Consider the following 24,110-nt stretch of genomic DNA (forward strand, 5'->3'; position numbering starts at 1 on the left):
CACTTGTTATTATAGTACCAAACGGTCAAACTAGCAACTCTTTTATGGCATTTAACAGGATTTTCACCTTTTCCAGCATCTGTTTTCCGTCCCTGTTTTCCCGTTTCCGGTCCATGTAGGTGAAGTACGGCTGCTCCGCCGCCGTGAATCGAAGAGCTCCTCCATACTGCTTCACCAGCTCTGGAATCTTCTCCACATGGAACGGCGCCTTCTCATACATCACAAGCCGCACCTCCTGGCGGTTCCCGGTTATCTCTGTCACAAACACTTTATGGGCCATAGCTTTCAGAAGGGATATCTCCAGCAGGTTCTCCACAGAACGAGGCAGATCTCCGAACCGGTCTGTAAGCTCATCCCTCATATCCATAGCTTCCTCTTCATCCTCGATTCCAGAAATCCGTTTGTATATCTCAAGCTTTTGGACCTCATTCTTGATATAAGAGGGAGGAATATAAGCGTCAATGTTGAAGTCGACCGCCGTTTCAAAGGATTCTTCTTCTCCTTCTCCTTTCAGAGCCTTTACTGCTTCGTTCAAAAGCTTGCAGTAAAGGTCATAGCCGATGGCCTCCATATGGCCGTGCTGCTCTGCGCCGAGGAGATTCCCGGCTCCGCGGATCTCCAGGTCTCTCATGGCAATCTTGATGCCGGAACCCAGTTCCGTGAACTCCCGGATAGCGGCCAGACGTTTCTCCGCCTCTTCTTTCAGGAGCTTGTTCCTCCTGTACATGAGGAATGCGTATGCTGTGCGGTTGGAACGCCCGACTCTCCCCCGCAGCTGGTAAAGCTGGGACAGTCCGAACCGGTCTGCGTCATGGATGATCATGGTGTTGACATTGGAGATATCCAGGCCTGTTTCAATAATCGTGGTAGAGACAAGCACATCGATCTCTCCGTTAATGAAGTCCAGCATGATCTTTTCCAGCTGCCTCTCCCTCATCTGCCCATGGGCGTAGACTACCACGGCATCCGGAACCAATTCCGCGATTTTGGACGTGATATCCTCTATATCCTGAACTCTGTTATATACATAATAGACCTGTCCTCCCCTGGCCCGTTCCCTCTCAATGGCTTCCCGCACCATCTCTTCATTATATTCCATGACGTAAGTCTGAATGGGAACTCTGTCCATAGGCGGTTCTTCCAGGACACTCATGTCCCGGATGCCGACCAGGCTCATATGAAGCGTCCTGGGAATCGGAGTGGCAGTCAGTGTCAATACATCCACATTTTCTCTCATCTTTTTGATCTTTTCCTTGTGTGTCACTCCAAACCGCTGTTCTTCATCGATGATCAGAAGTCCCAGATCCCTGAACACCACGTCGTCGGAAAGCACCCGGTGGGTGCCGATCAAAATGTCCACCAGCCCTTTCTTCAGATCCGCCAAGGTCTTTTTCTGCTCCGCAGCACTCCTAAAGCGGGACAGCATATCCACGCGGACCGGGAAATCCATCATTCTCTGGACAAACGTATTATAATGCTGCTGCGCCAGAATGGTAGTCGGCACCAGGTACACGACTTGTTTTCCCTCCTGGACCGCCTTAAAGGAAGCGCGGATGGCAATTTCTGTCTTTCCATAACCCACATCTCCGCATATCAGCCGGTCCATGATCTTTTTGCTCTCCATATCCCGTTTGGTCGCCTCAATGGCCAGCTCCTGATCCTCCGTCGCCTCATAGGGAAACAGCTCCTCAAACTCCTTCTGCCAAATGGTATCCGGCCCGTACTGAAATCCATCTGTATGCTGTCTTGCCGCGTATAACTGCACCAGATCCCTGGCAATTTCCTTTACGGCCCCCTTTACCCGGGACTTCGTCCTGCCCCATTCCTGTCCTCCCAGTTTATTGAGCTTGGGCTTTTTCGAACCTGCCCCCGCATATTTCTGGATCATATCCAGCTGGGTCACCGGCAGGTACAAGCTCCCGTTTCCGGCATATTCGATCTTTATATAATCCTTTATGATTTTGTCTACTTCAATTTTTTCAATTCCCCGATAAATACCGAGACCATGATTTTCATGGACCACGTAATCGCCGGCTGACAGTTCAGAAAAGCTCTGAATCTTCTTGCCCTCATAGGCAGTCCGTTTTCTGCGCTTTTTCTTTTCTGTCCCGAACATATCGCTTTCCGGAATCACCACGAACTTTATCATCGGGTACTCAAAACCCCGGTGAAGACTCCCGTACAGCACACAAATCTCTCCAGGAAGGATCTCTTTGTCTTCCTCCTCGGAATAATAAGCCCTCAGATCATACTGCTCCTGCAGATCCTTTGCCAGCCTGGCCCCTCTCGTTCGGGAAGCGCATAAAAGCGCCACTCTCCAGCCTTCTTTTTTCCACTTCTTTAAATCGCTCACCAGAAGCTCAAAGCCGTTATGGTAGGAATTCCCGTTTTTGACCGTCATGCTGTAGCGCTTCTTGACCGGTATCGTCTTCTGCTCAAGGGCAGAAAAAAGAACACTGTGGTCTCTCGCCAGCGCCGCCGACACTTCTCTCACAGAATAAAGGATATCCGTCTGGCCTGGGAGCAGATAGCCCTTTTCCAGCCTCTGCGTCATGCTCTCCCGGAATTCAGCCTCTACCACATTGGCTCGTTCCATAATCCTGGCCGGTTCATCCAAAAAAAACGGAGTCCCCTCTTTAAAATAATCCAGAAAGGATACGGTCTCCGGGCAGAAGTACCGGATACATCCTTCCAGAGCTCCCAGAAAACACCCCTCCCGAAGCTCCTCCACCATCTCTCCCACTATGGTATTGATCCGGTGAGCCTCTTCGATCCGTTTCTGCTCCTTCAGCTGCTTTCGGTATGTTTCTTTTTCCTTAATCAAACGCTCTGTTCCTGCTTCCAATCTATCTTTATCAAGGACCAGCTCTCTCGCCGGGTACAGGCGGACCTGCTCCAGACGCTCAATGGAGCGCTGGCTTTCCACATCAAAGGAACGGATGGAGTCAATCTCGTCTCCCCACAGTTCCACACGGACCGGATTTTCTTCTGTGAGGGGAAAAATGTCCAGTATACCGCCGCGGACACAAAACTGGCCGCCCTGCTCTACCTGGGCGCATCTGTCATATCCCATGTATATAAGGCGCTTTCGAAGCTCCTCCAGGTCAAGCTCCTGTCCTTCCGTCAACAGGACAACACTATCCGAAAAGGCGGACAAAGGCATCAGATGATCCATGCAGCCATCCACTGTGGTGATGATTGTCCCCTCTCCTTCCTGAAGTAGCTGCTTCAGTACCATCAGACGCTTCTGGGCGAGCAGACTGCCCTGGACATCCGCATTATAAAACAGTAAATCCCTGGCCGGGTATAAAAAGACGTTCCTGTCAAAATTCCTGTAATCTTCATATATATCCTTTGCCCTTGCGTCATTGTAAGTTATAACTAACTTCAGTGGGAACATCCGTCCCAGCTCCGCCATCTGGTGAACCTTTTGAGAATCGGTCCCGCCACTGACAGAAACAGGACCTCTGCCTCTGCAAAGGTCCTCTTTTGTATCTAAATATTCTTTCAGTTCAGGCAGCGGACTGCGAAAAGAGCCTGCCATTCAATCACCTCTGTCTGTTATTGGTGGTTCTAAATCCAATCATTTCTTTTTTCCATTGAACTTATTCATGGCCGCCGCCATATCGCCCGCTGCGATCATGGCCGCCGCCTCGGCTGCGTGCACGAGACTTTCCCGGACTTCCAGCAGCTCTTCCGGCGAAAAATGTCCCAGCACATAATCTGCCAGATCCATTCTGGGCGGTTTGCTCCCTACTCCCACACGGATCCTGGAAAAAACGTCGGTCCCCAAATGGGAGATGATGCTCTTCATTCCGTTATGTCCGCCGGCGCTTCCTTTTTCGCGGATGCGAAGCTGTCCCGGATCGAGATTGATATCGTCATAGATCACCAGAAGCTCTTCCGGTGTCAGCTTATAATAATCCAGAACCTCTCTGATACTTTCCCCGCTTAAGTTCATATATGTCTGGGGCTTCAGCAGAATTACTTTCTGTCCCCCAATATTTCCTTTTCCGATGAGTCCCTTGTGTTTCTTCGTATCCACTCCGATGCGGTAAGAGTCCGCCAGCTCATCAATAGCGCCGAATCCCACGTTATGCCTGGTCCCGGCATAGGTAAGGCCCGGATTCCCAAGACCTGCGATCACAAACATATCTGCTCCTCATTCCTGATACATGGCTGTCCAAATCTAGCACGACTTCTTCCAGGCGGATGGCACGAATAAAATCAACATAGGAAACAGTTCCAGTCTTCCCGCCAGCATGCAGAAGGACAGCACGACTTTGCTGAGCTGCGAAAATCCGGCGAAATTCCCCATGGGGCCCACCGCCCCCAGGCCAGGCCCGATATTCCCCAGCGCAGAAAGCACTGCGGTAATGGTCGTTTCAATATCATACCCATCCACCGATATTACAAGCATAGCCGCTATGGCAATCATAATATAGGTGAAGAAAAAAATCAAGATTCCTTTGATGATGCCCTTTTCAATCACCTTCCCGTCCATTCTCGGCGAACTGATCATCCTGGGGTGGATAAGGTGGCGGATTTCCTGCTTGAGGGACTTAAACAGCACCAGGACCCGGCTCACCTTCACACCGCCTCCGGTAGACCCCGCACAAGCCCCGACTATCATCAGGGTCACGATGATCATCTTGCTCAATGTCGGCCAGAGATTGAAATCCGCAGTGCTGTATCCTGTGGTGGTCATAATGGAGGACACCTGGAAAAAGGCGGAACGTATGGCGTCGCTCCACGAACCGTCATAATATTTCTGGGCGACGTTCAGGGTCATAAATACCACCGAGCCTATGATGATTCCCAGGTAGAGCCTTAGCTCCCCATTTTTAAACACATCTTTCACCTGTTTCTTTAACAGCAGATAATAGACGCTGAAATTAATACCGAACAGCATCATGAATATAGCGATTATCCATTCGGCCGCCGGATTGTGATATGCGCCGACACTGGCGTTCATATTGGAAAATCCGCCTGTACCGGCACTTCCCATGGCATGGATCACAGAATCATAAAGCGGCATTTTCGCCGCCACCAGGCAGAGAATATGGGCGATCGTCAGTCCAAAATAGATCAGATACAGGATCCGCGCCGTCTCCTTCAGCCGTGGAACCATCTTCCCCGGCGTCGGACCGGGGCTCTCCGCTTTTAAAAGCTGGACGTTGGATCCATCCATATTCGGAAGGAACGCGAGGACAAATACAAGAATCCCCATGCCTCCTATCCAGTGAGTAAAGCTCCTCCAGAACATGAGGCCTCCGTTATGAAGTCCCTCTATATCCGTAAGGATCGTCGCCCCCGTAGTGGTAAAACCGGACACTGTCTCAAAGAAGCAGTCCACGTATCCGTTAAAATACCCGCTGAAATAGAAGGGAAGCGCTCCAAAGGCCGCCAAAAATATCCACGCAAATGCCACTGACGCCAGCCCTTCTCTTGTCTGCATCTTTGTCACCTTCGGCTTCCTGCTGCGGAGCAGAAGTCCAGTGAGCAAAAGCGGGACGATCGCATAAACAAAGTATATCCAGTCATTCACCCCGGTCAATAGGGCTACGCCGATGGGCAGAAGCATCAGGACCGCCTCATAGCACAGCACATGTCCGACCACGTATAAAACAAGTGTAATATTCACGCTCTATGCCTCCTGACCCCTACGCTTCAAATACATCGTTCAGATCGTTCACATTGGAAGACCTGGAAATGACGATGACATTGTCTTTGGTCCTGATGCAATCGTTTCCGGTAGGAATGATGATACTTCCGTTCCGAACTATCGCTGCCACCAGGAAATTCTTCTTGAATCTGATATCTTTAAAGGGTACTCCCAGATTCCAGGTACTCTCCCTGGCGACAAACTCCAGAGCCTCAGCCCTACCGTCGGCAATCTTATGTAAAGTCTCCACGTTGCTCCCAATGGTATTCCTGAGCGCCCTCACATACCGGATAATCTGCGCCGCTGTAACGTTTTTCGGGCTTATAATGGAATCCACTCCCATCTCCTTGATGATGCCTTCATAATTTCCCCGGTTGATCTTGGCTATCACTTTCGGAACGCGAAGCCGGCTCGCATACAAGGCTGTGAGCAGGTTCTCTTCGTCCCGTCCCGTAAGCGTCACGACAGCTCCCGCCGCTTCCAGATGCTCTTCCTCCAGAATCTGCTCATCCGTCCCGTCTCCATGAATAATGATGCAGTCCGGTAGCAGCTCATCCAATTCCTGGCATCGTCTCTTGCTCTGCTCAATGATCTTGATCTTCATACCGAGCCGGCTCATCCCCAGTCCCAGATAATAAGCAATACGGCCTCCTCCCACGATGACTGCGGTCTTTACCTGTTTTTGGTACTTGCCTTCATATTTGAAAAAGTCCGTTATGGCGGAGGGCTTGCCCGCTATGTACATCAGATCTCCTTCCGCCGGGACGAAGTTTCCGTCCGGGATGATCACTTCTTCTCCCCGAACGGCCGTGCAGAACAGAATCGGAAATCTGATATCGTTCATGATGCCGGCCAGATTCTTGCCGACGATCTTATCACCTTTTACCACACGAAAAGCGACAAGCTCCACCTTCCTCGCGGCAAACGTCTCCACATTTATGGCCGTCGGAAAGCGGAGGACTCTTCCAATCTCATTGGCCGCCTCCAGCTCCGGATTGATGATCATATCAAGCCCCAGCTCCTGCTTCAGAACGGACACTTCGTGAGCATATTCCGGATCACGGATTCTGGCTACCGTATGTTTGGCTCCAAGCCTCTTTGCTGTCAAACAGCACAGCATGTTAATCTCGTCGCTGGACGTGGTGGCGATGATCAGGTCCGTCTCTCTCACTCCTGCGTCGAGAAGGGCTCTGGTACTCAGGCCGCTCCCCCTCAGACACATGATATCGAGACTGTCCCCGCCCTTGTCCGCGGCCTCCTGAGACTTGTCTATCACAGCTACATCATTTCCTTCGGCAGACAGATGCTTCGCCAATGTGTATCCGACCTTACCGATTCCTACAATTATAATCTTCATGTCCTATCCTTCTCCATCATCTGTGTATGGGCAGCGCCCATAGATAATTTCATTATATAAGCGATATAAGGAATAAGCAACCTGTTTCCAGGTTCTTTTACAACATCTTTAGACCATTTATTTCCTTTAGAACGAAAAAAGGCAGGCACCCTTCGGCACCTGCCTGGTTAACTCAACGACTGTTTATTCCTCTTCTTCCGCTTCCAGCAGAGTCGACTCATACTTTGCAAGGATGATACCCTGGATCTTATCCCTGGTCTCTGAATTGATCGGATGCGCGATATCCCGGTATTCGCCGTCGGTGGCTTTCCGGCTGGGCATGGCAATAAACATTCCCTTTTCACCCTCGATCACCTTAATATCATGAACCACGAATTCGTTGTCCAGAGTAATAGACACTATTGCTTTCATTTTCCCCTCTTTTGATACCTTCCTAACCCTCACATCTGTAATCTGCATTTTTACATAGTCCCCTTCCTTCATCTCTTACTAGTATATTAAAGTACGAATCTCTCGTTCTTTTCGATGACGATCTTGATATTATCCGGTTCTCCAATGTACGTCATATTGGCCCGGATTGTATCTCTGCTCTCCACGATGCAGTTCTCGATCCTGGTATTGTCCCCAATATAAACATCATTGAGAATAATGGAATTCTTGATCACACAGTTGTTTCCAATATATGCCTTTTTGAACAGGACTGAGTTTTCCACTTCCCCATTGATGATACACCCGCTAGAAATCAGGCTGTTCCTCACATTGGCCCCTATATTGTACTTGGCCGGCGGATTGTCATCCACCTTCGAATATACATCCGGATACGTATTGAAGAAGTAATTCCTCACTTCCGGTTTCAGAAACTCCATATTGGTCTTATAATACGCATCCACGCAGGAAATATTGTTCCAGTAAGACTCCAGCTTATAAGCGTAAATCCGCTTCATATTCTTATACCGGATCAGGATATCCTGTACGAAATCGTAGCGGTCTTCTTCCGCGCACTTTTCAATCAGCTCGATCAGCTGGCGCCGCCGGATTACATAGATGCCGCAGGATACTGTATGGGAAGTAGCCACCATGGGCTTTTCCTCGAATTCAATGACGCGGCCGTCCGAGTTTGTCTTTACCAGCCCAAAACGGCTCACATCTGCTTCAGCCGGCATATCCTTGCATACCACGGTGATATCAGCCTGTTTGGAGATATGATACTCCAGTACTTTATTATAGTCAAGCTTATAGATACCATCGCCGGAAGCAATCACCACATAAGGTTCATGACTGCTCTTCAGGTAGTTTATATTCTGCCAGAGTGCGTCAGCCGTCCCTCTGTACCAGTTGCTGTTGACCGTTGTAAGAGTGGGGGTGAATACAAAAAGCCCTCCCTGCTTTCTTCCGAAATCCCACCATTTTGATGAACTCAGATGCTCATTTAACGATGTGGAATTATACTGAGTGAACACCGCAACCTTTTTAATATGGGAATTGGACATGTTGCTCAATGAGAAATCTATGGCCCGATAGCTGCCCGCAACAGGCATCGCGGCAACTGCGCGTTTCTCTGACAATTCCCTCATCCTCTTGTTATTTCCGCCTGCCAGAATAATCCCTATCGCTCTCATTGTGCCTCACCTGCCTTTATAATAAAGTCTCCGCTGCCCAGTTCTCCGTCAGGGTAATCCGATGTGGCTGTCACACCAGAAATAGCCGTATTCCTTCCCACTGTCACACCGTCAGGGATATAGGAATCCTCCCCTACGGTCACCAGGTCAAACGCATATACTCTGGGGTCAAGCTTGCTGGGAGCAAAGTCTCCTGTGCCCAGCCGTACATTGGCACCCACCTCCGTGTTGTCTGCTATGATCGCCTTGTCGACAACCGTGCCGTCGCCGACCACCACATCCTGCATCAGGATAGAATCCCGTATCACAGCTCCTTTTCCAATCTTCACGCCGGCGCCTATTACCGAGTTATATACCTCCCCGTATACTTCTGCCCCCTCTGCAACGATGCTCCGCTCAATAACAGAATCCGAAGATATGTATTGAGGCGGAAGAATATCGCTCTTTGTATAGATTTTCCAGAACTCTTCGTAGAGATTGAACACAGGAATGATATCTACCAGCTCCATGTTCGCTTCCCAGTAAGATCCCAACGTCCCAACATCCTTCCAGTAACCATTGTACTCATACGCAAAAATCCGGTCCCCTCGGCTGTGACAGTACGGAATCACATGCTTTCCAAAATCACAGCCCGGCTCATCGGACATTGTGATAAGGGCCTCCCTCAACACCTTCCAGCTGAAGATATAGATGCCCATGGAAGCCAGATTGCTTCTGGGCTTGGACGGTTTTTCCTCAAACTCCGTTATCCGGTTGTTTTCATCCGTGATGAGCACACCGAAACGGCTCGCCTCCTCGATGGGCACGGGCAGCGCCGCGATGGTGATATCCGCATTGTTCGCCTTGTGATAATCCAGCATCACTTCATAATCCATCTTATAGATATGATCTCCGGATAAGATCAGGACGTATTCCGGATTATACGCCTCCATATATTCCAGGTTTTGATAAATAGCATTGGCAGTGCCGGTGTACCACTCACTGTTTGTACTCTTTTCATAAGGCGGCAGCACCGTCACTCCGCCCACATTACGGTCCAGATCCCAAGGGATGCCTATCCCGATGTGCGCGTTCAGCCTAAGCGGCTGATACTGTGTCAGAACACCCACCGTATCTATGCCTGAATTGATACAATTGCTCAGCGGAAAATCAATTATCCGGTATTTACCGCCGAACGCTGTCGCCGGCTTGGCCACCTTTGACGTCAATACGCCCAGCCTGCTGCCCTGGCCGCCTGCCAGAAGCATCGCAATCATCTCTTTTTTAACCACGCTATCACCTCTTGCTGTTATATTTTGTACCACTAGTGTAACACATTTTTTGGAATAAGTGAACAATTATTTTTAGAAAATAGCCTAAATTTTATGCAATTTATGAGATACATTTTTTTGAATCTCCCTTTTTTATATGATATAATGTACACGTTAAGCAGATTGTTTTTGACAAGATGACGAATAGAAAGGAGCTGCTTCTTATGAAATTCATTCATACCGCAGACATCCATCTGGGCTGTCAGCCCGACCGGGGATTTCCCTGGTCCAGAGAGCGTTCATTCGATATCCTGACCGCTTTCCGGGATCTGATCTCCGCCTGCCGGAAGGAGCGTCCAGACCTCCTGCTCATCGCAGGGGATCTGTTTCACCGCCAGCCTGCGCTGGCTGAGCTCAAGGAGGCAGACACCCTCTTTGCCAATATACCCGAGATCCCGGTGGTCATGATCGCCGGGAACCACGACTGTATCCGCCCGGGCTCTGCCCTGTCGGAGTTTTCCTGGTCCCCCAATGTGACCTTCTTGTCTGGAAGCGGACTTTCGCAGGTTTCCTTTCCCAAGCTGGGGACCGTCGTCCATGGATTCAGCTATCACACCAGGGAGATCAAAGACGCTCTGTATGATGATCTGAAGGCTCCCGAGGACGGAAATCTCCATATCCTCCTGGCCCATGGAGGAGACGCGGACCACATTCCCCTGAACAGGAAAAAGCTGGCCGCTTCTGGCTATTCTTACATCGCCCTCGGCCATATCCACAAACCGGAGATCGATACAGAGAACCGTCTGGCCTTTGCTGGATCCCTCTCTCCCATCGAGCTGACGGAAACCGGGCATCATGGATACATCCAGGGTGAGCTGCTTCCGGAAAAAGGCTCCGGAAGTCTGAAGCTCCAGTTCATCCCGCTGGCATCCCGCTCCTATATCCCATGCCGGGTGAAAGTAAGCTCCAAAACGACCAATCAGTCGCTTTACCAGACCATAACCAAATTCATGAAACAGTACGGGCCTTCCAATATATACAAGCTGGCCCTGACTGGGAGACGGGATCCGGACATCGTCTTTGACGAAGCCTACCTGAGGACAGCGGGAAGGGTTGTCTCCTATCGGGATGACACGATTCCTTCCTATGACATCCATGCGCTTATGGAAAACCACCGGCATGACCTGATCGGAGATTATATCGGCGCTTTCCTCACGGACGGCACCGAAGCTTCTCTCACGGACCCGGTGAAAAGCCAGGCTTTTTATTATGGCCTGGACGCGCTTCTGGCCAACTTTGATTCAGAAACAGGAGAACCACAATGATATTAAAGGATATCCATATTTCCAGCTTCGGAAAGTACACCCACCAGGACATGTCCTTCGATGAAGGCATCAATGTCATTTACGGCGACAACGGATCCGGTAAGTCTACACTCCACGCTTTTTTGAAAAGCATGCTCTTTGGAATGGAGCGGGGCCGCGGCAAGGCCGCGTGGAACGATACCTATTCCCATTACTATCCCTGGAACAGCCAGGCTCCGTACGGCGGCTCCCTGAGCTTTTCCGCCGGAGATGGCGAGTACCTCATTGAACGGTGCCTGGATGCCAAGAATCGCTCCTTGTCCTTAAAATATCTGGACAGCGGCCGCGTCATCGGCACCGAACAGTCCGATGTCGACGCTTTATTGGGGCACATCACTGAAGAGACCTACCGGAACACCATAAGTATTGAACAGCTGAAGGCCGCCACCGACGGAACCCTCAGCGCCCAGCTCAAAAACCACTTGTCCAGCATCGCTCTGTCCGGCACCTCTACTCTGGATGTGACCAAGACTCTGGCTTCCCTTAAAGAGAAGAAGCGGATCCTGAAGCAGCAGCTCGATCCAGGCGCTTCTTCCCATTATCAGGCTCTTTTCCAGGAGATCTGCGAAGCCGAGGACAAGTTAAAGGCCATGGACGGCCAGCCGGAGGAGCTGGAGAATCAGATAAAGGATCTGGAAGCAAAGCTTGCCGAAGAAAAGCAAAGACAGGCGGAGCTCAACAAAAGTATGGAAGAAAAACGAAATGCGGTGGAATCCCACAGCCTGGCTCATATAAAAGACCCCGATATCTATCAGGAACGGATTCAGGATGCCTATACCGCGTACAGGCTGGCTGCGGAAGAAACAGCAAAGCATGCCAGACGCTCCCTGCGTCTTCGGGATATCATCTCCGGCACGGTTTCCTTCTTCATCTTCCTGCTCCTGGGCCTCGGCACCTTGTTCTATGAGGATCTGCCTTTTACGGGCACTCCGTTCCCGTTCCCCAAGCTGCCTTTTCTGATCTTATTTTTTGCCGCTACAGGTATTTCTTTCCTGCTTACCATCATCCTATTCGTCCGATCTAAAAAAGATGATTCGGACTCAGAGGCCATGGCGGCGGAAACGGAACAGTTCCTGCGGAATGAATTTACCGCGCATCTTCATACTTCCGATATATCGGAAGAAAACATGAAAGCCATGGAAGAAAAAATGGCGGAATACGCCGCGGTCCAGAAAGCGCTTTCCGAGGAACATGCTCAGTCGGAGGAATCCCTCAAAGCCACTGTTTCCTTACAGGAAAAGCTACAAAACGCCCACGGCGAAATGGCCCGCTGCCAGAAGGAGGCCTGGGAATTTGAACAGGCCTGCAAGCATCTGACCGAACTGGAGGAACAAAAGACTGTCCTCGAAAAAACCATTCAGAAGAATAAGGAAATACAGGAAAAGATAGAAGCCATCGGCCTCGCCGAAGAAACCATCTCTTCTCTTTCCTCGAAGATCCATGAGTCCTTCAGCCCCATTCTGAACACAAAAGTTTCAGAAATCCTTCACGCCATTACAGACGGCGTTTATGAACGGCTCTACATTGACGAAAACTTGTCCGTCACTCTCAGGAGCGGCGGCCGGACCATCCCGCTGGAATCCTTAAGCCGCGGAACCATAGAACAGGTCTATCTGGCTCTGCGTATCAGCGCCGTGGAGATTCTGTATCCGGATCTGTCCCTGCCGATTCTCCTGGACGATACCTTTGCCTATTATGATGATTCCCGCCTTCACAATACTCTTAAATGGCTGGCGGAAAATTATCCTGGCCAGGTACTTCTCTTTACCTGCCACAAACGGGAGGCCGCTTATTTATCCAGGCTGAATGTCCCGTACCATCTGCTGGCTCTGAGCTGAAACAATAAAAGGATGTCCAGACAGCCTCGTCTGTGACATCCTTTTTCTTCGGTAAGATTCTCTCAGCCTCTGTATCGCTCCAGCAGGCTGTTGATCCTGGTGGTGGGATTCAGAAGCTGGTTGATGGAGACATCGTGATTCATATAATCGACCAGCATAGCGATATACTTACTCATATCCACATCGATATAATACGGCTTCGCCAAAAGCTCCGGCGTCTGATAGATCAGGTTTGTCGTCAGCATCCGGTCTATGAGGCCGTTTTCATAATATTCATCGAACTTCTGCAGGCCGCCGGTGAACAGCCCGAAGGTCGCACAAATAAAGACCTTTCTGGCTTTCCTGCGCTTAAGCTCCTTCGCCACATCCAGCATGCTCTCTCCGGAAGAGATCATGTCATCAATGATGATCACGTCCTTGCCCTCCACTGAAGCGCCCAGGAACTCATGGGCCACTATGGGATTCCTTCCATTTACCACCTTTGTATAGTCCCGGCGTTTATAGAACATCCCCACATCCAGCCCCAGCACATTGGCAAAATAAATAGCGCGGCCCATACCGCCTTCATCGGGACTGATCACCATCATATGCTCACTGTCGATCTTAAGCTCTCTCTCATGCTTCAGGAGATGCTTGATAAACTGATAAATAGGCTGTACCGTTTCAAAACCCTTCAGCGGAATCGCATTCTGCACCCGAGAATCATGAGCATCAAAGGTGATGATATGATCCACTCCCATGTGCACCAGCTCCTGAAGAGCCAGCGCGCAGTCCAGGGATTCTCTCCCGTTGCGTTTATGCTGCCTGCTCTCATACAGGAACGGCATCAGTACTGTGATACGCCTGGCTTTTCCTCCCACAGCAGCGATGATACGTTTCAGATTCTGAAAGTGATCGTCGGGAGACATGTGGTTCACTCGCCCGCAAAGGGAATAGGTCAGACTATAATTGCAGATATCCACCATGATAAACAGATCATCGCCTCTGACCGATTTATCGATCACCCCTTTTGCCTCTCCGGTTCCAAATCGGGGAACATGGCTTTCAATGATATAGCTGTCCTTCTCATATTCTGAAAAGACGACGGAAGTCTTATGCTCGTTCTGGCGTTCTTTTCTCCATTCCACCAAATAGGCATCCACCTTCCGGCCCAGCTCCTGACAGCCATCGATCGGTATCAGTCCCAGAGGACCCACCGGTATGGTATTCAAATCATGCTCGTCCTGCATTCTTTTATCCCTCCTGTGTTCGTCTGCATACTCTTGGTACAGCTTAATATTACTCTTTCGTACTTTTAGAGGGTATCATCGACACCGCGGAAAGTCAAGATGTTTTCCCGCTCAATCTCTTTTTTATCCGGATATCCGCTCCGAACAGCGGAATCACGCGGTAGCTGCTGATGATCCTGGAAAATATTCTCTCAGAATAAATATCCCGCAGCTCATTCATGGTCAGGTTCGTGGAGATAATCGTCGCCCTCCCCCTCAGCTGCCTTGCGTTAATACAGTAAAAAAGCTCCGAATTGGTAAAGCTGTTGGTCAGCTCTGTTCCCAGATCGTCAATGATCAGCAGGCCGCATTCCAGGATGCCCTTATATTTTTCTTCCCGCTCTTCACTGCCATGGTCAAACCTCTTGTCGGAAATCAGCTGAAACAGATCGGAAGAAGTCAGATACAGCACCGCCTCAGCGCGGTCCAGAAGCGCCTTGGCAATGCAATTGGTGAGAAATGTCTTTCCCGTTCCGGCCGGGCCCGTGAACAGGAGATTCCCCCCTCGCTGGCGAAATCCCTCTGCATAGCTCCGGCATTCTTCCACCACAGCCCTCATGTATTCATGCTGGCTGATCCCCTTCTCTTCATTCACAATAAGTGTCTTGTCATAGTATTCAAAACTGAGACAGTCAAAATTCTCTGCCTGCAGAACCCGCTCCAGATTGGATTGCCCGTATAAAAGCGCGATCTCGGCCTGCTTCAGGCATTTACATTTCCTGCCGCCCACATAGCCGGTATCCCTGCACTCCCGGCATGTATATACCGGTTCCATATAATCGGGAGCAAACCCTCCCATAGCGAGTAAAGTTTCTTTGCTCTCCCGCAGCTCCTTCAGTTTGAATCTGAGACGCTCAAGCGCCCCCTCCTCTCCGTCCAGCAGCCGTCTGGCCTGCTCCACGGATATGGCGCTGATCTCCCTGTCGAATTCTTCCATCTGGGGCAGCGCGCGGTACACCTCGCCAATCCGCTCATCCTGCCTTCGTTTACTATCCAGCTGTCTCTTCTGATATACGCGCATCAGCGCATCATACTGGGAATTATTCAGTGCCACATCCGTCCTCCCTGCTTTCCCTCCCGGCTTGTCCCTGCAGCGCAGCCGGTCCTACATCAGCCCGTTGATCTTCTTCATCAGTTCATCACAGTCATAATCTCTCTCAGTGAAATTATGAAACTTATTGGATTTCTTCAAATTCTCTTTTTTTCCGGCGGCCTTCCTGCTGTCGCCGCCTTTCGCCGCCGGCTTCTCATCCAGCCTGGCAATATCGTCCTGTTCCCGAATTCCTTTTTCCTTCCAGTCACGCAGGATCCTGTCCGCATACTCGAAGCTTGGCTGATGGATTGCCCGCATCGTCCTGTCGCAGGCTTCCACCACCACTTCCACCGGAAATCCATAATCCCGGAACCACTGGTCAATCATCGCACGTTCACCAGCTGCGGGATTCCGTCCGCCCAAGCCGAAGGCTTTCAGCACAGCATAGGTATTCCGACCTCCCATCACCGCTTCACCTTTAGCCTGCTCCACCGTCCTGATTCCGCGCTCATGCCAGTTGAGAGCAACCGTCTCTATGTATCTCATGCTTTTATGTCCGCCGGAAACACAGTATTCGATCAGATATTCCAAAAGCTCCGCCGACATACCAACTGAACCATATAAATTCGCAAGCACATCACAGTCCCTGGGCGTCAGAGTCCTGGCCGTATACCTTCCCGCAAGATAAAGAAGCTGGCAGAATTCCTCGTCTGTCTGAAGCGCCTGCAGATCCGCAGGCTTTCTCTCAGATTCATGTGCGGCTTCCGTTTTTTTTCCGGCGGGTACGGCTTCCTCCGCCGTCACTGCCGCTTCCGCGCAGTCCTCTCCCAGCAGGACAATGCCCTGCAGCTTTTTATCTTCTCCGTATTCTAATTTCAGGAGATTCATCCTCTCCCAATATTTCAGCGCACGCAGTACATCCTTTTCCGTATTATCAAGTCCGTCAGCCATGTGGGAAACCGAAAGCTCTCCTCCCTCGGAGACCTGCCGCAAAAGCAGCAGATAAACCTTCACAAACTCACCGCTCGCCTCCGGAAGGAACCGGTCGATAAACTGGTTTGATACCACCGTCACGCCATGCTTCTGCCGGTTTGTCACAAATAGCCCTGCCATGCTCCTCACCTCTCTCATCCGCCTCCCATTATAACACAGGCCTGGCAAAAAGAGAACCCGTTTTTCCCCCGCAGAGGCGGCCCCTCGTTCTCATATATCCACATTGTGGATACTGTGTATATTGTGGATAACTGTTTCCTAACTTCGACATATCTCCCCTTTATTCCTCAAAAATGTCGAATATACGGGATAGTTACAAATATATCAATTCCACCGTTGGACAAAAAAATCCACATGCTGTTCAACCCTAAATTGTTGATAAGCATGTGGATATTGTGGATAACTATAGCCCTAACAGGTTTTCCCCAATCTTTACAACGTCTCCTGCCCCCATAGTTATCAACAATTCTCCGGGGACACAATTTTCCAGCAGAAAATTTTCTATTTCATCAAAGGATTCAAAATAGTGGGCTTTTTTTCCCAGTTTCTCCAATTCGACAGCGAGATCCGCAGAACTGATTCCAAGTGTATCTGTCTCCCTGGCCGGATAAATCTTCGCCAGCACTACCTCATCTGCCAGAGAAAGCGCATCCGCAAATTGGGAAAGCAGCGCTTTTGTCCTGGTATAAGTATGGGGCTGGAACACACACCATACTTTTTTCTTCTTTAACTTTTTGGCCGTCAGAAGGGTCGCCCGGATCTCATCGGGATGATGAGCATAATCATCTACTACTGTCACGCCTCCCAGGACCCCTTTGGTCTCAAAGCGTCGCTCCGTCCCTGTATAGCCGTCCAGTCCTCTTTCGATCGCCTCTTCCGGCACATGCAGGGATCTGGCCACGGCAGCTGCGGCCAGAGCGTTCGCCACGTTGTGCTCCCCCGGCACCTCCAGCGCGATATGGGCAATTTTCGTCCCGCGGAAAAGTACATCAAAGGATGCGTGGCCCGCCTCATCATAACAAATATCAGCGGCTCTGTAATCCGCTTCTTCATTCTCCAAAGCGAAGGTTACCACAGCGCAGGACAGGTCGCCCATCAGCTTCTGATAATCCGGGATATCCCCGCTGATGATCAGCACGCCGTCTTCCGGAAGCAGCTTCGCAAAGGTATGAAAAGACTCCCTGATCTCATCCAGATTCTTAAAGAAATCCAGATGATCCTCCCGGATATTCAGAATCACTTCCATGGTAGGAAAAAAGGAATGGAAACTGTTGGTATACTCACAGGCCTCCGTTACAAAACACCCGGAATTTCCAATGCGTATATTCCCGCCTATGCTGTGAAGGATGCCGCCAACGGAAATAGTCGGATCCGCGTCGGCTGCCAACAGGATTTCCGTCACCATGGAAGTGGTGGTGGTCTTGCCATGGGTGCCGGAAATGGCGACGGCATCCTGATAATTCCTCATCATCTGTCCGAGAAGCTCTGCTCTTGAAAGGATGGGCAGTCCCCGCCTCACCGCCTCCGCATACTCCGGATTATCCGGATGCACTGCCGCCGTATAGACTACCAGGTCAATATCATCCGTGATGTTGGACGTCCTCTGCCCCCGGCAGACTACCGCGCCGTCCTGCTCCAGATGTTCCGTCAGCGGCGTCACCGCAGAATCCGATCCGCTCACCTTAAATCCCCTGGCCAGCAGAACCTCCGCCAGACCGCTCATGCTGATTCCGCCTATGCCTATGAAATGCACAGCAATGGGTTTTTGAAAATCTATTTGATACATACTGTTTCCTTTCTCTATTTCCCTCAGTTTCATCTCTCATTCATATGGATGCCGGTGCTTCCCGGCTCCGTCTCATCAGACATATCTGATTCATTATAGCATAAAAGACAGTACCTTCCAATACTGTCTTTTTCCTGCTCCGCCAAAATGCACGCCACAGCGCCGGCATCGTGTTTCTCATTCGTCATGCGGCATTCGTCCGAAAGATCACGCCCCTGTATTTCTCCAGAGCCAAAAGAAGTATGTTCCCCAGCCCTCCGATGGCAAGCACTTCACCTATGCCCACCGTAAGCATCAGATAGGGAATCATCTCCGGAGCGCCATAGGCATACCGCAGCACCCACGGAATGATCAGCACATTGGATAATATGGGCGGGATGCACACCAAAAACTTATGTCTCCTCAGAAGATAGGAAAGCACCGCGCCTATCAAGGTAGCAAGGCTTCCGAAGACAATATCCAGCATCATGCCGCTTCCCAGTATGTTTGACAGCAGACAGCCCACAAAAACGCCGGGTACTGCCGCCGGGGTAAAATACGGAAGAATCACCAGCGCTTCTGATATCCGGAACTGAACCGGCCCGAAGGCCACCGGCGCAAACGCCAGAGTCAGCACCACATAGATTGCCGCGATCAACGCTCCCTGTACCGTGAATAAAGCCGCCTTGGATGACATTCTTTTCTTTTTCATATTCTGTTTTCTCCTTTAGTTTTGTTTTAGGTGAGGAAGGTCTCGAACTCACCAGTATATTTCTGCCTTTTCCCGTCTGCAGGGGAAATCAGCTTCCATACTATAGCATAAATAAACAGGAATTGCAAGCGGCAATGCGGCTGGTTCCCATCAGTTCCACTCCACCAGCATTCTCAGCTCATCCACGATCTGGCCGCTGGTCTTCCCCGTCTCGTCAACGGTCACATCTGCATATCTTTCATATAGAGGCACGCGTTCCTGATACAGATCAAAAAGCGTCATTCCGTCCTTGAGCGCCACCCCTCTGTCATGGAGGTTTCCCAGTCTTCTCTCCAAATCATCATAGCTGATCTTCAGATAGACCACCGTTCCGATCTCCTTCAGATGCTCCATGGCCTCCGCTCCGTAGATCACGCTTCCGCCCGGGGCGATCACAGCCTTATCCGTAATGATGTCCCGGTTCACCTGGTTTTCAATAGCCAGAAATCCGTCCAGTCCTTCCTCTTCTATGATCTCCTTTAAAAGCCTTTCCTCCTGCTCCTGGATCAGCAGGTCCGAATCGATGAATTTATAACCCAGCCGTTTGGCCAAAAGAACCCCTATCGTACTCTTTCCAGAAGCCGGCATCCCTATCAATGTAATATTATTCCAATTATATCTCATTTTTCTCTCCTTCTTCTGCCAACTGTCTTATCCCTGCAGGACCAGCATCATGGCCGGGACGAACTGTTTTTTTCTGGAGACCACTCCAGGCAGGACTACCGCCTGGTTCTGAGGCCTGCAGCCGGGAAAGGCCTGTTCCAAAAGCTGCTCCCCGTTGAAGCTGTCGCAGAGTACCTCGGTGGATTCATCCAGAATGCTGGTCAGCATGAAGAACAGCATATCCACATTGTGCTTGTTCTTCATCTTTTCCAGAAACGGAACCATCCTCACCTTCAGATTCTGGAGCTCCTCTTCATCCATGGAACTGATCTGGGCGATTCCAACTGTCGTCCCCTCCATGTTGAAGACTTTATAATCCTGATAAAAAATTTCTTTCTCAGATTTCTGCCCGAGATCACTGCCCGCGGCAAACATTTCCCGCGCCAGCTTCTTTGTATCAACGCCCGCTATACCTGCCAGAATCTCCGCAGCCTGCCGGTCAATTTCCGTGCAGGTGGGCGAGCGGTACAAAAGCGTATCGGATACTATAGCGCTGCACAGCAAACCCGCCACCTCCGGACAGATCTCCGCCCCTGCCTCTTTATACATCTGATATATGATCGTAGCCGTGCAGCCCAAAGGCTGATTCCGGAAAAATACCGGTGAGATAGTCTCCAGGCTTCCGAGTCTGTGATGGTCGATGATCTCCAGGATATCAGCGCCCTCTATCCCCTCTACCGCTTGGGATCTTTCGTTGTGGTCCACTAAGATCACCTGCTTGCGTTTCATCCCCAGCAGGTTCCGCCTGGAGATCATTCCTTTATAATGACCGTCCTTATCTAAAATCGGGAAATCCCTGTGGCGCTTGCTCGCCATGATGTCTTTGATATCATCCGTATAATCCCCAATATCAAAACTGATAATATGATTCGTCTTCATAAAATATCCGATCGGCATACTCTGATTTATCAGCCTGGAGGCCGTAAACGTGTCAAAGGGTGTGGAGATCACCGTGCATTGTCTCTCTTCTGCCAGCTTTCGGATGGTCATGGAAACCGGAGCTCCGTCACAGACGACGATGCAGCCCGCGTTCATCTCGATGGCGCAGAACTGTGACTCATAACGGTTCCCCAGAATCACCAGATCATGCTCCTCGATATAGGATTCCATCAGGTCAGGATTAGCCGCCGCCACCAGCACCTTGCCTTTGTCAAAATAATCCTGCTCGTCGCCGACGACAACTATCCCCTCCAAGGTCTCTTTGATATTCACGTATTGGGTACAGGCCGCTGAAAGAATCGCGCTGTCATATACGTTCATATAAGAATTGGCAATATCGCCAATGGTAATAAGCCCCTCCAGGTGGTTATCTCTTGTTATGGGAAGTGTAACGACACCCAAGTCCTTCATCAGAGACCATGCCTTTTTCAGAGATATATTGGAACGTACCCCCTTGGTCTTCCTTATCTCAATATCTTTTATCTGTGTCCGGACATCTTCTCTCAGCTCCGGCACCGGAATGTTGAATTTTTCCAGGACATACTGGGTTTCCGGGTTTATCATCCCCGCTCTGCAGGGAATGTGCTCTTCCCCTGTCAATGCCTGTTTAAGCCTTGCATAAGCTATGGCCGAACAGATGGAATCCGTGTCCGGATTTCTGTGCCCGATGACAATGACCTTTCTTCCTGCCTCTTGTATCATAGAACCGTCTCCCTCCCTCATATCAGCAAATATGGATCTCCTAATATTAACATTTTATTTATATTTCATTCATATTTTGTTCACATCTTATTGTTATGCTATTTGTATAAAAAATATAGATTTTAACAAGGTTTTTCGTCAAAATGCATATAGATTTTTCATAATTATCCCGGAGCTCATGCTCCGGGAACTCCTCGTTTCAGAGGCTTTTTTAATATTATGAAAGAACAAAAGAGGGTGCATCTCTACACCCTCTGTTTTCATTCCTCAATTCTGAGCCGTCGTTTCAGCCGCTGTTGTCTCAGTCTCAGTCGTTCCGGCTTCCGTCTCTTCTGATCCGCCAGTCTCCTGAGCCGTCGTCTCATCGTCTGCCCCTTCACCGGCCTCCGTTGTCTCTTCTGTCAAAATACCGGCCATATCCTGTACGATCATAGAACTGCTGGAATAGTCAGGCTTTGATTTCTGCGCCTTAATGTACTGATTCCGGATGGTAATCCCAACGCCTGTGCCGACGCCCGCAAGAACTAAGACCAGGACCAGGATGGACACAACCTTCATGAGCTTGCGATGCTTCCGTTCCTTTTCGACCAGCTCTTTCCTTTTTGCTTTCTGCTCTTTATACTTATCTACTTTTTCCTGACTCATAACAACAGTTCCTTTCTCTGCATCTATCCGGCTCACCGCTTCGTTCCCCGGTCAGCCAGTCCTTCGTCATCATATCATAAATCCAGAGATTATTCAAGAACTTCATGCCTGAGTTTCCGTAGCTTTCCTTGCCGTTCTGCCTCTGAAAAAAGTTCTGAAAGCCTCCGGTTACAGGGACCGATCTCTACTCCGGCATCAAACACCGCCTCACAGGATTCCACCAAAGATAACGCCCTGGAAAACGCCTCGTCTCCAATCTCCCGAAAAGGTTCCTCCGCAACCACCTCTGCAGCCAGGAGCCTTGCAAGTCTATAATCAATATCATTTTTATAGAGGATAGCCGCCGCAAAGGGAATCTGCTCCTTCTGCAGTCGTCTGTAAACAGGAATCCCCGTTCCGCAGGCCGAGAGCACCAGTATCTTCGGCGTCCCTGCCGGCCCAGGAAGCTCAATGCTGCCAAAGCAGGGATCAAAAAATCCGTTGTCGATATCATAAAGCTCTCGTATGATCTCCTCTTTAAAGATTTCGTCCGGCCTACCAAAATGGGAAATCCATTCTCCTTTGACGCAAAGAATCTTGTCGGAGATCTTTTGGGCCAGGTCAATCTCATGGAGAGACATGATCACTGTAATCTGCTTCTGCTTCGCCATGTTTCTCAAAATGGACAAAAGCTCCAGCTTATGACGGATATCCAGGAATGAGGTGGGTTCATCCAGTATGATGATCTCCGGGTCCTGACAGATCGCACGGGCCAGTAGCACCCGCTGGCGCTGTCCATCGCTGATGTTATTGAAATCTCTGGCACCCAGGTCCTCCGCACAAACGGCGCGCATGGCCTCCTCTACCTTTTCCTCGTCTTCACGGTTCAGGATCCCGAGACGCCCCGTGTAGGGATAGCGCCCTGTTGCGACAATATCGTGGCAGGTCATGAGTTCCGGTTTCATGCGCTCTGTCAACACCACAGACATCCTGGTGGACAGAGCCTTGTAGGACATCTCTCCGATGCTTTCCCTGTCAAAGACCACCATTCCCGCAATCAGCTTCAGCTGCCTTGTGATACTTTTCAAAATAGTGGATTTCCCGGATCCATTCGGTCCGATCAGAGTCACGATCTCCCCCTTGGAAATCCCGATATTGATATCCCGGATCAGCGGTTTTCCGTTGTATCCGACGGACAGGTTGTCCATTTTCAGATGATAATCCGCCATTACTGCCTCCCTTTCTGCCGCTTCAGCATCATAAAAATGACTATAGGCGCTCCAAAAATGGACGTTACCGTGCTGATGTTCAGTTCCAGCGGTGCAAAGGCCGTTCTGGCGATCAAGTCGCACAGCATGCAGAATACCCCTCCGCCCAAAAAAGTTCCTGGAATCACCACCAACGGCCGCGATGTATTCAGGCACCTTTTGATCAGATAAGGGACCGCAATCCCCACAAAGGAGATAGGCCCCGCAAAGGCCGTCACGCAGGCGGAAAGAATACTGGAGAGCAGGATCAAAGCCACTCGAAAAGCCTTAATGTTCACCCCCATGCTCTGGGCATAGGCCTCTCCCAGTTGATAGGCCCCGATGGGTTTCGAAAGAAAAAAGGTGATCAAAAGAGTGGCCGCCACCACCGCCGATGCCACCGCCACATTGCTCCAGCTCATGCCGGAAAAGCTTCCCTGAGACCAGCCATGGAGATTGACAATGTCAGAATCCTCGGCAAAAGTGATGACAAAATCCGTCACCGCCGAGCAGATATAGCCTACCATGATTCCGGCAACCAAAAGTGTCGCCATGTGATGAAGACGCCTGGAAAACAGCAGAATGAATCCAATGGTGAGCAAAGACCCCAAAAAAGCTGCTGCGATTAAAGTATATGAAGAAACAGACCTGGATCTCCCCAGAAAATAGATCATCGTCAGAGCAACCATCATCTTCGCACCGGAAGAAATCCCCAGCACAAATGGTCCTGCAATGGGATTCTCAAAAAAGGTCTGCAGCATAAAACCCGAGAGGGACAAAGCCCCTCCCAGAATCGCTGCCATCAAGATCCTCGGAAGACGGATTTTCCAAATAATATTATATTCGGTCGTGCCCCCTGTCCCGTGAAATAGAATACGCAGAATCTCTGGAACGGAAATATCCACATTCCCGGTGTTGATATTCAAAACGGTGATGGCCAGGAAGGCCGCCAGCAACACGGCGAATACCAGGATATACCTGGAACGCCGTTTAAAATTTTCCATATGAAAGCCCTGCTGCATATCCTGTCCT

At 50.1% G+C, this 24,110-nt stretch carries 20 protein-coding genes; 2 read left to right on the forward strand and 18 right to left on the reverse strand.

Annotated elements, in window-relative coordinates:
* Positions 1-25 precede the first annotated feature (25 nt).
* The 7 genes from mfd to LQE92_RS06310 form a co-directional block, all read right to left on the reverse strand.
* The gene (gene mfd / locus LQE92_RS06280; RefSeq protein WP_231062141.1) at positions 26-3,544 is read right to left on the reverse strand and encodes a transcription-repair coupling factor; all 3,519 of its coding nucleotides are present in this window, start codon (positions 3,542-3,544) and stop codon (positions 26-28) included.
* A 39-nt stretch (positions 3,545-3,583) separates the two neighbouring features.
* The gene (gene pth, locus LQE92_RS06285) at positions 3,584-4,153 is read right to left on the reverse strand and encodes an aminoacyl-tRNA hydrolase (RefSeq protein WP_231062142.1); all 570 of its coding nucleotides are present in this window, start codon (positions 4,151-4,153) and stop codon (positions 3,584-3,586) included.
* Between the two features lie 36 nt (positions 4,154-4,189).
* Positions 4,190-5,644, reverse strand: coding sequence for a TrkH family potassium uptake protein (locus LQE92_RS06290; RefSeq protein ID WP_231062143.1), 1,455 nt, complete (start codon positions 5,642-5,644; stop codon positions 4,190-4,192).
* A gap of 19 nt (positions 5,645-5,663) precedes the next feature.
* The gene (trkA, locus tag LQE92_RS06295; protein WP_231062144.1) at positions 5,664-7,022 is read right to left on the reverse strand and encodes a Trk system potassium transporter TrkA; all 1,359 of its coding nucleotides are present in this window, start codon (positions 7,020-7,022) and stop codon (positions 5,664-5,666) included.
* 183 nt (positions 7,023-7,205) lie between these two features.
* Positions 7,206-7,481, reverse strand: coding sequence for a septation regulator SpoVG (gene spoVG / locus LQE92_RS06300; RefSeq protein ID WP_147596269.1), 276 nt, complete (start codon positions 7,479-7,481; stop codon positions 7,206-7,208).
* A 38-nt stretch (positions 7,482-7,519) separates the two neighbouring features.
* Positions 7,520-8,641, reverse strand: coding sequence for a glucose-1-phosphate adenylyltransferase subunit GlgD (gene glgD / locus LQE92_RS06305; protein WP_231062145.1), 1,122 nt, complete (start codon positions 8,639-8,641; stop codon positions 7,520-7,522).
* Positions 8,638-9,912, reverse strand: coding sequence for a glucose-1-phosphate adenylyltransferase (locus LQE92_RS06310; protein ID WP_231062146.1), 1,275 nt, complete (start codon positions 9,910-9,912; stop codon positions 8,638-8,640). Before LQE92_RS06310 ends, glgD begins: the two co-directional genes overlap by 4 nt.
* Positions 9,913-10,115: 203 nt before the next feature.
* On the opposite strand from LQE92_RS06310, the gene LQE92_RS06315 reads away from it, so the two are divergent.
* Positions 10,116-11,216: a metallophosphoesterase family protein gene (locus LQE92_RS06315; RefSeq protein ID WP_231062147.1), complete on the forward strand. Its 1,101-nt coding sequence runs from the start codon at positions 10,116-10,118 to the stop codon at positions 11,214-11,216.
* The gene (locus LQE92_RS06320; RefSeq protein ID WP_231062148.1) at positions 11,213-13,093 is read left to right on the forward strand and encodes an ATP-binding protein; all 1,881 of its coding nucleotides are present in this window, start codon (positions 11,213-11,215) and stop codon (positions 13,091-13,093) included. Before LQE92_RS06315 ends, LQE92_RS06320 begins: the two co-directional genes overlap by 4 nt.
* A 62-nt stretch (positions 13,094-13,155) precedes the next feature.
* Here the strand turns inward: LQE92_RS06320 and LQE92_RS06325 are convergent, their stop codons facing one another.
* The 11 genes from LQE92_RS06325 to LQE92_RS06375 all read right to left on the reverse strand — a co-directional run bounded on the left by LQE92_RS06325 (position 13,156) and on the right by LQE92_RS06375 (position 24,082).
* Positions 13,156-14,322 (reverse strand): ribose-phosphate pyrophosphokinase, encoded by a 1,167-nt coding sequence (locus tag LQE92_RS06325; RefSeq protein ID WP_231062149.1) that lies wholly within the window; start codon positions 14,320-14,322, stop codon positions 13,156-13,158.
* A gap of 94 nt (positions 14,323-14,416) precedes the next feature.
* On the reverse strand, positions 14,417-15,415 hold the full coding sequence (locus tag LQE92_RS06330; protein ID WP_231062150.1) for an ATP-binding protein: 999 nt from the start codon (positions 15,413-15,415) through the stop codon (positions 14,417-14,419).
* A gap of 51 nt (positions 15,416-15,466) precedes the next feature.
* A complete protein-coding gene (locus tag LQE92_RS06335; RefSeq protein WP_231062151.1) occupies positions 15,467-16,525 on the reverse strand; it encodes a DnaD domain protein in 1,059 nt (352 codons plus the stop codon).
* A gap of 265 nt (positions 16,526-16,790) precedes the next feature.
* Complete coding sequence (gene murC / locus LQE92_RS06340) at positions 16,791-18,173, reverse strand: UDP-N-acetylmuramate--L-alanine ligase (RefSeq protein ID WP_231062152.1); 1,383 nt, start codon at positions 18,171-18,173, stop codon at positions 16,791-16,793.
* 29 nt (positions 18,174-18,202) lie between these two features.
* Positions 18,203-18,361, reverse strand: a complete 159-nt coding sequence (locus LQE92_RS06345) for a hypothetical protein (protein ID WP_231062153.1) — start codon at positions 18,359-18,361, stop codon at positions 18,203-18,205.
* Positions 18,358-18,864 carry a QueT transporter family protein gene (locus LQE92_RS06350; RefSeq protein WP_231062154.1) on the reverse strand — a complete coding sequence of 169 codons (507 nt, stop codon included), beginning with the start codon at positions 18,862-18,864 and terminating at the stop codon, positions 18,358-18,360. The genes LQE92_RS06345 and LQE92_RS06350 overlap by 4 nt, the downstream gene beginning before the upstream one ends.
* Before the next feature lie 150 nt (positions 18,865-19,014).
* Entirely contained in the window at positions 19,015-19,527 is a 513-nt protein-coding gene (locus LQE92_RS06355) for a shikimate kinase (protein WP_231062155.1), read from the reverse strand.
* A 27-nt stretch (positions 19,528-19,554) separates the two neighbouring features.
* Complete coding sequence (locus tag LQE92_RS06360; protein WP_231062156.1) at positions 19,555-21,207, reverse strand: putative manganese-dependent inorganic diphosphatase; 1,653 nt, start codon at positions 21,205-21,207, stop codon at positions 19,555-19,557.
* A gap of 267 nt (positions 21,208-21,474) precedes the next feature.
* Positions 21,475-21,852, reverse strand: a complete 378-nt coding sequence (locus tag LQE92_RS06365) for a hypothetical protein (protein WP_231062157.1) — start codon at positions 21,850-21,852, stop codon at positions 21,475-21,477.
* A gap of 89 nt (positions 21,853-21,941) precedes the next feature.
* Positions 21,942-23,060, reverse strand: a complete 1,119-nt coding sequence (locus tag LQE92_RS06370; RefSeq protein ID WP_231062158.1) for an ABC transporter ATP-binding protein — start codon at positions 23,058-23,060, stop codon at positions 21,942-21,944.
* Positions 23,060-24,082: a FecCD family ABC transporter permease gene (locus LQE92_RS06375; RefSeq protein ID WP_231062159.1), complete on the reverse strand. Its 1,023-nt coding sequence runs from the start codon at positions 24,080-24,082 to the stop codon at positions 23,060-23,062. Before LQE92_RS06375 ends, LQE92_RS06370 begins: the two co-directional genes overlap by 1 nt.
* Positions 24,083-24,110: the final 28 nt, after the last annotated feature.

Source organism: Lientehia hominis, from assembly GCF_021044755.1.
Taxonomy (GTDB): Bacteria; Bacillota; Clostridia; order Lachnospirales; family Lachnospiraceae; genus Lientehia; species Lientehia hominis.